General features: G+C 63.2%; 11 protein-coding genes. 4 read left to right on the top strand and 7 right to left on the bottom strand.

Annotated features, from left to right (window positions below; translation table 11 throughout):
* The first annotated feature begins 42 nt into the window (after positions 1 to 42).
* The 3 genes from pqqE to ACYUME_RS02205 all read left to right on the top strand — a co-directional run bounded on the left by pqqE (position 43) and on the right by ACYUME_RS02205 (position 4,027).
* Positions 43 to 1,182 carry a pyrroloquinoline quinone biosynthesis protein PqqE gene (gene pqqE, locus ACYUME_RS02215; protein WP_460419269.1) on the top strand — a complete coding sequence of 380 codons (1,140 nt, stop codon included), beginning with the start codon at positions 43 to 45 and terminating at the stop codon, positions 1,180 to 1,182.
* Entirely contained in the window at positions 1,163 to 2,983 is a 1,821-nt protein-coding gene (locus ACYUME_RS02210; RefSeq protein WP_460417964.1) for a S9 family peptidase, read from the top strand. Before pqqE ends, ACYUME_RS02210 begins: the two co-directional genes overlap by 20 nt.
* A gap of 246 nt (positions 2,984 to 3,229) precedes the next feature.
* The gene (locus ACYUME_RS02205) at positions 3,230 to 4,027 is read left to right on the top strand and encodes a heparin lyase I family protein (RefSeq protein ID WP_460417963.1); all 798 of its coding nucleotides are present in this window, start codon (positions 3,230 to 3,232) and stop codon (positions 4,025 to 4,027) included.
* A 47-nt stretch (positions 4,028 to 4,074) separates the two neighbouring features.
* Here the strand turns inward: ACYUME_RS02205 and ACYUME_RS02200 are convergent, their stop codons facing one another.
* Together ACYUME_RS02200 and ACYUME_RS02195 are read right to left on the bottom strand one after the other, a co-directional pair.
* Positions 4,075 to 4,233: a YqaE/Pmp3 family membrane protein gene (locus ACYUME_RS02200; protein ID WP_033696002.1), complete on the bottom strand. Its 159-nt coding sequence runs from the start codon at positions 4,231 to 4,233 to the stop codon at positions 4,075 to 4,077.
* Between the two features lie 156 nt (positions 4,234 to 4,389).
* Entirely contained in the window at positions 4,390 to 5,667 is a 1,278-nt protein-coding gene (locus ACYUME_RS02195) for an aspartate aminotransferase family protein (RefSeq protein WP_460417962.1), read from the bottom strand.
* A gap of 209 nt (positions 5,668 to 5,876) precedes the next feature.
* Here ACYUME_RS02195 and ACYUME_RS02190 point away from each other — a divergent pair, with 209 nt between their 5' ends.
* On the top strand, positions 5,877 to 6,800 hold the full coding sequence (locus ACYUME_RS02190) for a LysR family transcriptional regulator (RefSeq protein ID WP_460417961.1): 924 nt from the start codon (positions 5,877 to 5,879) through the stop codon (positions 6,798 to 6,800).
* Between the two features lie 381 nt (positions 6,801 to 7,181).
* On the opposite strand, the gene ACYUME_RS02185 is transcribed toward ACYUME_RS02190, so the two are convergent.
* The 5 genes from ACYUME_RS02185 to bioD all read right to left on the bottom strand — a co-directional run bounded on the left by ACYUME_RS02185 (position 7,182) and on the right by bioD (position 13,978).
* Positions 7,182 to 8,960 carry an acyl-CoA dehydrogenase C-terminal domain-containing protein gene (locus ACYUME_RS02185; RefSeq protein WP_460417960.1) on the bottom strand — a complete coding sequence of 593 codons (1,779 nt, stop codon included), beginning with the start codon at positions 8,958 to 8,960 and terminating at the stop codon, positions 7,182 to 7,184.
* Between the two features lie 123 nt (positions 8,961 to 9,083).
* A complete protein-coding gene (locus tag ACYUME_RS02180) occupies positions 9,084 to 10,367 on the bottom strand; it encodes a GGDEF domain-containing protein (RefSeq protein WP_460417959.1) in 1,284 nt (427 codons plus the stop codon).
* Between the two features lie 380 nt (positions 10,368 to 10,747).
* Positions 10,748 to 12,553, bottom strand: a complete 1,806-nt coding sequence (locus ACYUME_RS02175) for a phenylacyl-CoA dehydrogenase (protein ID WP_279884006.1) — start codon at positions 12,551 to 12,553, stop codon at positions 10,748 to 10,750.
* A gap of 268 nt (positions 12,554 to 12,821) precedes the next feature.
* On the bottom strand, positions 12,822 to 13,118 hold the full coding sequence (locus tag ACYUME_RS02170; protein ID WP_279884008.1) for a pyrroloquinoline quinone biosynthesis protein PqqE: 297 nt from the start codon (positions 13,116 to 13,118) through the stop codon (positions 12,822 to 12,824).
* Positions 13,119 to 13,297: 179 nt separating this feature from the next.
* Positions 13,298 to 13,978, bottom strand: a complete 681-nt coding sequence (bioD, locus tag ACYUME_RS02165) for a dethiobiotin synthase (protein WP_460417958.1) — start codon at positions 13,976 to 13,978, stop codon at positions 13,298 to 13,300.

Below are 13,978 nucleotides of genomic sequence, written 5' to 3'. Positions count from 1 at the left end.
CAAAGCCCATCGCAGGGCAAGCCCGCTCCCACGCAAGCGGTCGTGGGAGCGGGCTTGCCCCGCGATCGGATCGGCCTGCCATTGTGGCTGCTGGCCGAACTCACCTACCGCTGCCCGTTGCAGTGCCCGTACTGCTCCAATCCCCTGGACTTCGCCAAGCAGGGCAAGGAGCTGAGCACCGAGCAATGGTTCAAGGTGATGGCCGAGGCCCGTGAAATGGGCGCCGCGCAGATCGGCTTTTCCGGCGGCGAGCCGCTGGTGCGCCAGGACCTCGCCGAGCTGATCGGCGAAGCCCGGCGCCTGGGCTACTACACCAACCTGATCACCTCCGGCATCGGCCTGACCGAGCAGAAGATCGCCGCCTTCAAGCAGGCCGGGCTGGACCATATCCAGATCAGCTTCCAGGCCAGCGACGAGCAGGTGAACAACCTGCTGGCCGGCTCGAAGAAAGCCTTCGCGCAGAAGCTGGAGATGGCTCGCGCGGTGAAAGCCCATGGCTACCCGATGGTGCTCAACTTCGTCACCCACCGGCACAACATCGACAAGATCGACCGCATCATCGAGCTGTGCCTCGCCTTGGAGGCCGACTTCGTCGAACTCGCCACCTGCCAGTTCTACGGCTGGGCGCACCTCAATCGCCTGGGCCTGCTGCCGACCCGTGCCCAGCTGGAGCGGGCCGAGCGCATCACCAACGAGTACCGCGACAAGCTCAAGGCCGCCGGCAGCCCGTGCAAGCTGATCTTCGTCACCCCGGACTACTACGAGGAACGCCCCAAGGCCTGCATGAACGGCTGGGGCAGCCTGTTCCTGACCATCACCCCGGACGGCACCGCCCTGCCTTGCCACGGTGCGCGCCAGCTGCCAGTGCAGTTCCCCAACGTGCGCGACCATGACCTGAAGCACATCTGGTACGACTCGTTCGGTTTCAACCGCTTCCGCGGCTATGACTGGATGCCCGAGCCCTGCCGCTCGTGCGACGAGAAGGAGAAGGACTTCGGCGGCTGCCGCTGCCAGGCCTTCATGCTCACCGGCGATGCCAGCAAGGCCGACCCGGTGTGCGGCAAGTCACCGGACCACGGCATCATCCTCAAGGCCCGCGAAGAAGCCGAGCACGCCACACTGGAGATCGAACAGATGACCTTCCGCAACGAACGCAACTCCCATGTCATTGCCAGGGGCTGAGTTCAGCGCCGCCCAGGCGGTGGCCGCCGGTACCGACTTCGCCGAGCTGAAGGTCGACGAACGCGGGGTGTTCTGGAACGAGTTCCGCCCCGCCGATGGCGCCTGCCGGGTCTGGCACTGGCGTGATCATCAGGCCCGCTGCCTGACCCCGGACGGGTTCAGTGTACGCAGTCGGGTCTATGAGTACGGCGGTGGCAGCTTCTGCCTGGGCGGTGACGGACTGGTGTTCGTCAACGAGAAGGACCAGCAGGTGTATACCCAGGCGCTGGACGGTACCGCCCCCCGCGCACTCACCGACGCCAGCAACTGTCGCTATGGCGATGTGCAGTGGCATGAAGGCCAGGTGCTGGCCGTCGAGGAGCGCCATGGCGAACAGGTCGAGCATCGTCTGCTGAGCTTGACGGCTGGGCATCGCGAGATCCTCGCCGAAGGGGCCGACTTTTACGCCTCTCCCACGCTGAGCCTCGACGGAAGCCGCCTGGCCTGGATCGAATGGAATCGCCCGGCGCAACCCTGGACCGTCACCCGCCTGATGTGCCGCGAACGCAGCCCTTGCGGCGCCTGGGGGGCGGCACACTGTATCGCCGGGCAGGACGAGTCGCTCCAGCAGCCACGTTTCGACAGCGAGGGCCGCCTGTATTGCCTGTCCGACCGGGACGGATTCTGGCAACCCTGGGGCGAGGTCGACGGGCATTGGCAGCGCCTGCCTGCGGCGATGGCTGACCATGCCGCCGCACCCTGGCAACTGGGCGCCAGCACCTGGCTGGCCCTTGGCCCTGCCAGCTATCTGGCCAGCTGGTTCGAGGATGGTTTCGGGCAGTTGGGACTGCGCCACGCCAATGGCGAAATGGCTCGCTTTGCCAGTGCGTACACGCGTTTTCGCAGCCTGGCGCTGGATGACGGACATCTCTATGCCATAGCCGCCTCGCCGATCAGCCCACCGGCAGTGATCGCGGTCGACCGGCGTAGCCATGAGGTCCAGGTGCTCGCCGGCGGTGCCGAAGCGCTGCCTGCCAAGGACATCAGCCTTCCGCAACCGATCCGCTACACCAGTGGCGACGGCATGGCCCATGGTTTCTTCTATCCGGCCATGAACGGCACGGCTGAGCCGTCGCCGTTGGTGGTGTTCATTCACGGCGGGCCCACCTCGGCCTGCTACCCGGTGCTCGACACGCGCATCCAGTATTGGACCCAGCGCGGCTTCGCCGTCGCCGATCTCAACTATCGGGGCAGCAGCGGCTATGGGCGCGCCTACCGTCAGGCACTGCACCTTCGCTGGGGCGCGAGCGATGTGGAGGATGCCTGTGCGGTCGTCAAGCACCTGGCCGGACGCGGCCTGATCGACAGCACCAAGGCTTTCATTCGCGGCGGCAGCGCCGGAGGTTACACCACGCTCTGCGCCTTGGCTTTCCATGATGTATTTCGTGCAGGAGCCAGCCTTTACGGCGTCAGTGACCCGGTTGCGCTGGGCCGCGCCACGCACAAGTTCGAGGGCGATTATCTGAACTGGCTGATCGGTGACCCGCAACAGGATGCCGAACGTTATCGCCAACGCACGCCCCTGTTACACGCCGACAGAATCAAGGCACCGGTGATTTTCTTCCAGGGTGAGCTGGACGCCGTGGTGGTACCGGCGCAGACCCGAAGCATGCTCGCTGCGCTGGAGGCCAACGGCATTCAGACAGAGGCGCATTTCTATCCACAGGAACGGCACGGTTTCCGACACTCGGATAATCTGGCGCATGCCTTGGAACAGGAATGGCGGTTCTTCAACAACGTGATTGCCACTAAACCTGATTAGACTCACGCCCAACATCTATTTCCCGGTCAGCCCTCGAGGGCTGACCTGGTATTTCTATCAGTAGACGTGCGCTGACACCGCCCCTATCCTGCGTCTGTCCTCAATTGACTAGCACTTCCAACAGACCGGCTGAACAGGGTCGTAAAAGAGCCCTTTCGGATAATGGCGGCTTGCCTTTCATAAAGACCTTGATAACTCTAGGGTTTCACACCCCATCGCGCCTAAAGAACCTAAGAGGGTTCGGATATGAAAGTATTGCGAGAACTACTTGATGCCTTGAATTGGCGCGATACAGTCGATACTACGACTGATGATCTGCCAACGGACTTTCTCGATTGGACAGGCACCACGCTGCCAAACAACCCGCAAATACCACAGTCCCAGAAAGATCCACTTGAAATCTTTCGCAGGGTCGAACTGGAAAGCGACAGCAAAATACATGTCGTGCAGGACGCAGAGCGAGGAATGGTCTGGCTTTTCGAAAAGCCCGCCGCGCCCTCCAATCCAATGAGCTATCGCTGTGAATCCAACGGCCTCGTTTCTCAAGGAGCCTCTTATGAGAGCTGGAACGAAGGAGAGACCTACGATATTTCCTGGAGCAGCATGCTCGAGGACACAGACAGCATTACTTATGGAAAATACGTTATTTTCCAGTGGAAGTCATACCCGGAAGGCATTCAGAACTACCCATTCCTCTTCACCGTCCACCAGAATTTTCTGAGGATGATCCACTCCAACAAAGAGGGTAAGTGGATAGAAATATGGCAAGGTCCGATCGAAAGCGGGAAGTGGTTTGATGTAAAAGTCAGGATGCGCTTGTCCAGAGACGAGACGGCGGGCGCATTGATACTCTTCTTCAACGGCGAACCTCAACAATTCCATCACAACAGAGATGGCGAGCGTGAAGTTGCTGATGTATTGGTCTGTCGCACGCTGGACGAAGGTCGCGGCAATTATCCGAAATGGGGCGCCTACAATCGCGATAAAGCCCTGCACGCGATCAGACATTACGTCGACCTGCTACGCATAAAGCGTATTCAATGAGCGAAACCGATGAAGGTCGACCTTCATCGGCAAGCATCCATGACACTTCAGCGCTTGGCGATGATATACACCGCATGCACGATCCCGGGGATATAGCCCAGCAGGGTCAGCAGAATGTTCAGCCAGAACGCGCCAGCGAAGCCGACCTGAAGGAATACGCCCAGCGGCGGCAGGATGATGGCGATGATGATGCGAATGAAGTCCATGCGATGCGCTCCTTGAGGGTGTATCAACACAGACTAGCCATGCCTGGCAGAGGTTCCACCGGGCAAAAAAACGCCCCGGGCCATGCATTTCAGGCCAGGGGCGATGCGCAGGAACGCGAGACGGTTCGTTGAAATTCTCTAGGCCGGCGCAACCGGTCAGGCCGGTACTTCGCGGCGGTTGTGCTGCTGGGCATGCAGGCGGGCGAACGCCCGGGCCAGGCGTAGCAACATCTCGTCGATGTTGCCCTTGCTCACCGTCAGCGCTGGCGAGAAGCGCACCACATCGGGCTGCGCGGCATTGAGCAGCAAGCCCTCGCGCAGGGCCGCCGCCACCAATGCCTGGGCACTGTCCTCACGCAATTGCAAGGCCCACAACAGCCCCTGGCCACGCACCTCGCCCTGGCCGTAGCGACCGGCCAGGCGGCTAAGGCCATCACGCAGATGGCGACCGCTATCCTGGACCTGTTCGAAGAAACCCGGCTCCAGCACGGTGCGCAGCACCGCCAGGCCAGCGGCGCTCATCAGCGCGTTGCCATGGTGGCTGCCTTCCAGCTCGCCCGGCTCGGCGCAGCAGGCCGTGCCACGGGCCAGCAGCGCCGCCAGCGGCACGCCACCGCCCAGCCCCTTGCCCAGCGTGACGATATCGGCACGCACGCCGTAGGTTTCTTCCGCCAATAGCGCCCCGCAACGCCCTACACCGGTCTGCACCTCGTCGAGGATCAGCAGGATGCCCAGTTCGCGGCACAGCTGCTCGACGCCCTTGAGGTATTCGCCGGTGGCCGGAATAACCCCGGCCTCGCCCTGGATCGGTTCGAGCATGATCGCGACAGTCCGCGAATCCACTGCGGCATGCAGCGCCGCCAGGTCGTTGAACGGCACCTTGCTGAAACCAGGCAGGCCCGGCTCGCAGCGATTGCATGGCAGCGGATCGGACGCCGACAACGCCCCCAGGCTGCGTCCATGGCAGCCCTGGCTGGCGGTGATGATGTGATAGGCGCCGCCACGGTGCAGTTGGCCCCATTTGCGCGCCAGCTTGATCGCCCCTTCACAGGCTTCGGCACCACTGTTGAGCAGGTAGGCCTGGTCGCTGCCGGTGCTCCGGCACAGCAGTTCGGCAAGGCTCAGCAGGCCACGGCTATGGTAGCCCGCGCCCGGATTGATCAAGGCCTGGGCCTGGCTGCCCAGCGCCTTGACCAGCACGCTGGGGCTGTGGCCCAGGCTGTTCACCGCGCAGCCCTGGGTGAAGTCCAGGTAGGCATGCCCTTCGCTGTCCCACAACCAGGAGCCCTGGCCGCGCACGAACACCTGCGGCGCACGTTCGACGCCGGGCATCAGCCGCTCGCGGGAAGGCTGCGCGGTGGCCGGCTCGATCACCGGAGCTCGCTTGGGCTCGGCGACGACAGGTGCCGAACGGCGCAGGTTGAACAGGTTCATCGGGGCTCCGACCAATCACGGTGGTGGCGGTCAAGGCTGCGGTCGTATGCCGCTCATGAATATTTTGCCTTGCCTATCAAAAGTGTTTTTCATCCTGGGCAACAATCGCTCGATCAAGCGCTGTAACCCTTTGGAATACGGCGATAGACTAGGCCTCCAGCCGGTTCGCGGCCATTTCGTTTTTTCAGCTTTTTCGATAATCAAATCTTATGGATTTTCGCCAACTGCGTTACTTCGTCGCGGTCTACGAAGAAGGCCATGTCGGCCGCGCCGCCGAACGCCTGTCGCTGTCGCAACCAGCGCTATCCCAGCAGATTCGCCAGCTGGAGCACGGCCTCGACCTGAACCTGTTCGAACGTAGCAACAAGCGCCTGCTGCCGACGCTCGCGGCCCATACCCTGTACAACCACGCCGTGCCCTTGCTCGACGGCCTGCAACGCGCCCACGAGGCCATGGGCAACTTCAAGGGGCAGTCGCTGCGCACACTGGCCATCGGCGTGCTGCAGACCGTACGGCCAAGCCTGGTGCCACGACTGCTGGAGCGGGTACGCAAGGCGCAGCCGCACCTCGTGGTGCAGATCTACGAGCTCTCGGGCTCTGAGATCGAGCGGCGCCTGCTCAACGGCAGCCTGGACATCGGCATCAGCTATCTGCCGCCGCGTCAGCCGGGGTTGCACGGCTTGCTGCTGTACGAGGATGAACTGCAGCTGGTCATCCCCAACACCCACCCGCTGAAAGACTTCAAGAAGGTCTCGATCCGCCAGGCGGCGGAGCTGCCGATGCTGATGCTCGGCGAGGAGTTCCAGATCCGCCAGATCTGGAAGGCGCAATTGGCCAGCCAGGGGCGCAGGCCGCAGGTGCAGGCGGAGATGAACAACATGGCGGGCATTCTCGACAGCCTGGCGCACACGGCCCTGGCGACCATCCTGCCCGGGCGGGCCAAGGATGCCGCGCAGGACGACCAGCAACTGCTGTGGAAACCGCTGAGCGAACCACGAGTACCACTGAGGATCGGCCTGGTGTTCCGTGATGCCCAGCGCCAGCAGGCCTCGGTGGAGCTGCTGCGGGCCTTGCTGGAGGAAGAGGCCGACGCCCGCCAGCTGGGCGTCTCGCCTCTGGACGTGCTGGGCTGAAACACGCGCACAAAGAAAACCCCGCCTAAGCGGGGTTCTCCAGACTGTTTCCCTTTCGATATCCCTATCGCCCCGCCTTCCTGGCAGGAAATCCTTCGTGTCCCTGTTCTATCTGTCTGCGCTTCCTGCGCTACTTCCGTGTAAGGCGTCCTGCTCTGTCCATTGCGCGTCCTGCGCTGCGTCCATGAAACAAAGAGTAACCGTGGATCCAATCTTAGGAAAGAGGCGAAAAGTCACCACGCCATGTAAGCCAAAGCTTACAAAAAAGGCTCATTCGCAAACATGCCGTTCTGCCAAAGCAAAAGGCCGCTCCTGCGGGCGGATGACATCCCCCAGGAACGGCCTTGTGATGCGACGGGCTGCGTAGCAGCCCGTGAATGGTCAGAACTGTGCGGCGTCCAGCAGGTAGAGCGACTCGCTCCCCGCCTTCACCGATGCCACCAGGGAGTGGACCCGTGGCAGCAGGCGGGCGAAGTAGAACCGCGCCGTCCCCAGCTTGGCACCGTAGAAGTCCGCATCCCCTTCAGCGGCCTTGGCGGTGCGCGCCATCAGCGCCCACATGTAGGCATAGGCGACATAGCCGAATGCCTGCAGGTACTCGACCGAGGCCGCGCCGATCTCGTTGGGGTTGCCCTTGGCCTGGTCCAGCACCCAGGCCGTCAGTTCGTCGAGCTGGTCAAGGGATGCCGCCAGTGGCTTGGTGAACTCGCCCAGGTCGCTGCCGGCAGTGGCGATGAACTGGCGGATCTCGTCGGCGAACAGCTTGTAGTAGGCGCCACCGCTGGCCACCACCTTGCGGCCCATCAGGTCCAGGGCCTGAATGCCGTTGGTGCCTTCGTAGATCTGGGTGATGCGCACATCGCGCACCAGCTGCTCCTGGCCCCACTCGCGAATGTAACCATGGCCGCCGAACACCTGCTGGCCATGCACGGTGCACTCCAGGCCCAGATCGGTAAGGAAAGCCTTGGCCACGGGGGTCAGCAGTGCCACCAGTTCCTCGCTGCGCTTGCGGGTCGTGGCGTCTTCGCTGTACTTGGCGGTGTCGAGCTGCATCGCCACGTAGGTGGAGAACGCGCGACCGCCCTCGATCAGCGCCTTCATGGTCAGCAGCATGCGACGCACGTCGGGATGGACGATGATCGGGTCTGCCACCTTGTCCTTGGCCTGCGGGCCAGTCGGGGCGCGGCTCTGCAGGCGGTCGCGGGCGTACTCCACGGCATTCTGGTAGGAGCGTTCGGCCGAGGCCAGGCCCTGGATACCGACGCCCAGGCGCTCATAGTTCATCATGGTGAACATCGCCGCCAGGCCTTTGTTCGGCTCGCCGACGATATAGCCGACCGCTTCGTCGAAGTTCATCACGCAGGTGGCGGATCCCTGGATGCCCATCTTGTGCTCGATCGAGCCGCAATTGGCCGGGTTGCGCGCGCCGAGGCTGCCATCTTCGTTGACCAGGAACTTGGGCACCAGGAACAACGAGATGCCTTTCGGACCCGCCGGGGCGTCCGGAAGCTTGGCCAGGACCAGGTGGATGATGTTCTCGGTGAGGTCGTGCTCGCCACCGGTGATGAAGATCTTGGTGCCGCTGACCTTGTAGCTGCCGTCGGCCTGGGGCTCGGCCTTGGTGCGGATGATCCCCAGGTCGGTGCCGGCGTGGGGCTCGGTGAGGCACATGGAGCCGGCCCAGACGCCGGCATACATGTTCGGCAGGTATTTCTCCTTCAACGCTTCGCTGGCGTGGGCATTGATCGACAGGCAGGCGCCCGCGGTCAGCATCGGGTACAGGCCGAAGGCCAGGCTCGAGGCGTTGACCATCTCTTCGACCTGCGCCGAGATGGCCTTGGGCATGCCCATGCCGCCGAACGCCGGATCACCGCCAACGCCGACCCAGCCGCCTTCGGCGAAGGTCTGGTAGGCCTCGATGAAACCGGCCGGGGTGCGCACCGCGCCGTTGTCCCAGTGGCAGCCCTCTTCGTCGGCGGCGCGGCTCAGCGGGGCGATGGACTTGCCGGTGACCTTGCCGGCCTCTTCCAGCACGGCCATGGCGGTATCCGCATCGACCACCTCGGCCAGGCCGGGCAGCTGCGACCACAGGGTGGCCACGTCGAAGACTTCATTGAGAACGAAGCGCATGTCGCGCAGGGGCGCTTTATATTCAGCCATGACAACCTCTCGCTATCGGGGTCGGGGCGGCCCGTCGGAGCCGCGGCACTGGGATGAACGCAGTGTAACCGAACAACTTTTACGAGACATAGGGTCATCATGCGACTGAATAGTCAGGCATGGTCACGCCATGCGAACCGCCCCACGCTGCGACTGCTGACCGAATGTCATCACGCAGTTGCGCCCCGCGCCCTTGGCGCCATACAGGGCCTGGTCGGCCGATTTGAGCACTTCCTCGGGGTTGCGATGCTCGGCCTGGCGTTCGGCCACACCGATGCTGATGGTCACCGAGACGGTGCTGCTGGCGCTGCCGCCACGGCGCTGCCGTCCGGCTGAGTCGTCCTGCGGGCGGTTGCTCTGGTCGCGCAACTGAATCGCATAGTTGGCGATCATCTCACGCACCGCTTCCAGATGCGGCAGGCATTCTTCGGCCGTCTTGCCCGCGAACACCAGCGCGAACTCCTCACCACCGTAGCGATAGGCACGTCCGCCGCCCGTGACCTTGGACAGGCGGCTAGCGACCAGGCGCAGCACCTGATCGCCGACATCGTGACCGTGGGTGTCGTTGAATTTCTTGAAGTGGTCGACGTCGGTCATGGCGATCACGTAATTGCGCCCCAGTCGCTGCATGCGCTCGTTCAGGGCACGGCGGCCGGGCAGGCCGGTCAGCTCGTCGCGGAAGGCCATCTGGTAAGCCTCGTGGGACACCGCGGCGGCGATCATCAGCATCACCTGGCTGCACATGATGTTGAGGGTGAACGGCAGGATGAAGGTCTTGGGCAACATCCAGAAGATGCCGATCAAGCCGATGATCTGCGCGGCATGCAAGGGCCTTGGCTGGCGCAGGTACTGCACCACCAGCAGGATGAACACAGCGAGGAACAACGGGTAGGCGAGCTGGATCAGGCTCATCCACTGGCCATGCAGCGCAGGCCAGCGGATTTCCGCCAGCCAGCCCAGCAGCGCCTCGGGAAAGCTCTGCTCCAGCGCCACCGCGACGCTGCCCACGGCGAACAGCACGGCGAAGCGGGCAAGCATGTCCTGGGCCAGGTGCGTACGCTCCTGCCAGGCCGCATACAGACCGAACAGCGCCGGCAGCAACAGACAGACCAGGTGGAAGATCACCGCCGCGTCTTCGCGGACCCGGCCATTGTCGCGGTAGAAGTCGGTCTGGGTGTCGAGCAGGAAATAGGCGATGTACACCGTGACCATCAGGAACAGCTCGCGCTGGCGGCGATACACCGCGCAATAGGCGCCGCCCAGCAACAGGACCAAGGTGGGCAATACATTGAACAGCGATGTGAAGAAGACGCTGAGGTCCCTCACATAGGCTGCGGCGAGCCCCGCCAGCAGCAGAATCAGCGAAGGCAGGAAATGGCTCGCGCGTACAGCGGATAGACGAAACAAGGGTAATCTCCGACCCGGCAGATCAATAATGGCATTGTGCCCTTACTTCATCGGCAACGCACATGAATAGATGAGTACAGGTGCCCGCTTTAACGGCAGATCAGAAGCGAAGCTTGAGACTTTCTCGTTACTGGATGCGACATTCCTGATGTTGCGCGATCCGTGTAGGAGCGGCCTTGCGTCGCGAAAGGGCTGCAGAGCAGCCCCAGGATTTCGATGTGAACGCAGAATATGCCGGGGCCGCTTTGCGGCCCTTTCCGACCGGTCCGACGCCTCGGCAAGGCCGCTCCCACAGAGGGCAACGTAAGTCGCAGCTGACGTCCAGGCGAAAAAAAACCGCCTGCCGGTGAGGGCAGGCGGTTTTCATGCAAGCAACCGGCTTAGATGGACAGACCGAAGTCTTCTTCCTTCATCGCCATCAGGTTGTTGGCGCCGGACAGGATCGCCGCCACGTGCGAACGGGTACGCGGCAGGATGCGCTGGAAGTAGAAACGCGCGGTCTGCAGCTTGGCGGTGTAGAACGCCTCTTCGCTGGTGCCGGCCGCCAGTTTCTCGGCCGCCAGGCGAGCGATGTCGGCCCAGAAGTAGGCCAGGCACGCATAGCCGGAGTACATCAGGTAGTCCACCGAAGCGGCACCGACTTCCTCGCGGTCCTTCATCGCGGCCATGCCGATCTTCATGGTCAGCTCGCCCCACTCCTTGTTGATCGCGGCCAGTGGCTCGACAAACTCCTTGGTGGCCTCGTTGCCTTCCTGGGACTGGCAGAACTTGTGGACGATCTTGGTGAAGCCCTTGAGTGCCTCGCCCTGAGTCATCAGCACTTTACGGCCGAGCAGATCGAGCGCCTGAATGCCGGTGGTGCCTTCGTACAGCATGGAGATACGGCTGTCGCGCACGTTCTGCTCCATGCCCCACTCGGCGATGAAGCCATGGCCGCCGTAGATCTGCACGCCGTGGTTGGCGGCCTCGAAGCCGACTTCGGTCATGAACGCCTTGGCGATCGGGGTCAGGAAGGCCAGCAGGGCGTCGGCCTTCTTGCGCTCCTCTTCGTCCTGGCTGTACTTGACGATATCCACCTGCTTGGCGGTGAAGTACACCATCGCACGGTTGCCTTCGGCGAAGGCCTTCATGGTCAGCAGCATGCGACGCACGTCCGGGTGGACGATGATCGGGTCGGCGGCCTTGTCCGGTGCTTTCGGGCCGGTCAGCGAGCGCATCTGCAGGCGGTCACGGGCGTACTTCAGGCCGCCCTGGAACGCCACCTCGGCGTGGGCCAGGCCTTGCAGCGCGGTACCCAGGCGAGCGGTGTTCATGAAGGTGAACATGCAGTTCAGGCCCTTGTTGGCCGGGCCGATCAGGTAGCCGGTGGCGCCGTCGAAGTTCATCACGCAGGTGGCGTTGCCGTGAATGCCCATCTTGTGCTCAAGGGAGCCGCAGCTCACACCGTTGCGCTCGCCCGCGCCGCCTTCGGCGTTGGGCAGGAACTTCGGCACGATGAACAGCGAGATGCCTTTGGTGCCGGCCGGTGCGTCGGGCAGGCGGGCCAGGACGATATGAACGATGTTGTCGGCCATGTCGTGCTCACCGGCCGAAATGAAGATCTTGGTGCCGGAAACCTTGTAGCTGCCGTCGGCCTGAGGCTCGGCCTTGGTACGCAGCATGCCCAGGTCGGTGCCGCAGTGCGGCTCGGTCAGGCACATGGTGCCGGTCCACTCGCCGGACACCAGCTTGGTCAGGTAGGTGTGCTGCTGCTCGGGGGTGCCATGGGCGGAGATGGTGTTCATCGCGCCGTGGGACAGGCCCGGGTACATGCCCCACGACCAGTTGGACTCACCCACCATCTCGCTCAGCGCCAGGCCCAGCGACTCCGGCAGGCCTTGGCCGCCATGGTCGACATCGTGTGCCAGGCTCGGCCAGCCGCCTTCGACGAATTGCTTGTAGGCTTCCTTGAAGCCAGTCGGGGTCTTAACGCCCGATTCGCTCCAGGTGCAGCCTTCCAGGTCGCCGACACGGTTCAGCGGGGCCAGGACCTCTTCACAGAATTTCGCGCCTTCTTCCAGGATCGCGTCGACCATGTCGGGGGTGGCGTCCTGGCAGCCCGGCAGGCTCTGATAGTGCGCCTCATAGCCGAGCAGCTCGTCGCGAACGAAGCGGATATCACGCAAGGGGGCTTTGTAATCAGGCATTGCGATGAACCTCTGTGATGAGTTCGGTAGGGAGACCGCTGATACCGACCAGCTCTTGGCGGCTTTCGGTCAAACAGTTGTTTGAAACTTACGTTTAGGTGGTCTCCTTGTCAAGGTGGGTCAGTAGTGTCATTTAAGCCGCCGAACACGACATTTATGCCAAGCCTCTTCAAACGCATCGCGGGGCAAGCCCGCTCCCACGCAATGTCATCAGACGGGGCGTGGGAGCGGGCTTGCCCCGCGATGCGTTGCCGGACGAGCCGGCAGGTCAGACGTAGGTGTCGATGAAGCGACCGAGCATTTCGTCCGAAGCCTTGGCGACCTTGGCGCCCAGTTCGACTTCATGCTTGCCCAGGGCCAACTGGACGGTGCTGGTGGCCAGGTCCAGTTGCTGGCTGCGGTCGACACCACGCAGGCGTTCGGCCTGGTACTCGGTGGACTGGCCACCGGCCCCGCGCTCGACCGCACCGCTGGCGATCTGTTGGGCGGCCTGGTCGACACGGTTCTGGCCGTTCTGGATGGCGCCAAGGCCCGCGTAGAAAGCGGAGCTCGCATTGATTTCCATGTCAGGACTCCGTGACGCTGAAGGGGAAACAGAGCTTATTAAAGCAGCACATCAGGCAAAAGGCCCGTTTAAATCGCTAATGGCCTAGTGCCATTTAATAGATTGGGCGATGGAACGGTGCCTTTCATTGGCAGCGCCTGGCCATCAGCAATTCATGGGAGCGCCAGATCGAGCAGAGGCTAATCCAGCAGATCCAGCTGCAAGTGCTCGGCCACCGCATCCGGCCCCGCCTGCTTGAGCCAGGGTACACGTCCGAGGCACGGTGCCGGCAAGCGCTCGGCCAGACTGGAGAGGTTCTCTTCCAGGCGCGATGTCCGCGGATCGACGATATTCGCCACCCAGCCGGCCAGTTGCAGCCCGTCCCGAGCGATGGCCTCGGCGCTGAGCAGTGCGTGGTTGATACACCCCAGGCGCACGCCGACCACCAGGATCACCGGCAGTTTCAGGGCGATGGCAAGGTCCGAGAGGTTGGCATGATCGGACAGCGGCACACGCCAGCCACCGGCACCCTCGATCAAGGTGAAGTCGGCACGCTGCCCCAGCACCTGCTGCATGGCATCGCGCAGCGCCGGTACGCTCAGCGCCACGCCGGCTTCGCGCGCCGCCACGTGCGGGGCGATGGCCGGCTCGAAGGCGAACGGGTTGATGGCCTCGTAAGGCAGCTTGATCGAGCTTTCATCGATCAGTGCCAGGGCATCGCTGTTGCGCAGCCCTTTGGGCGTGACCGAGCACCCGGACGCCACCGGCTTGGCCGCCAGCGTGCTGAGGCCGAGCTGACGCGCCGCATGCAGCAGCCCCGCGGCGATGGTGGTCTTGCCGACATCGGTGTCGGTACCGGCGATGAAGTAGGCCTGGCTCAT

The organism is Pseudomonas sp. microsymbiont 2 (assembly GCF_054788395.1).
Note: the sequence above shows the minus strand (reverse complement) of the source record. Positions and strands in the feature narration are given on the sequence as shown.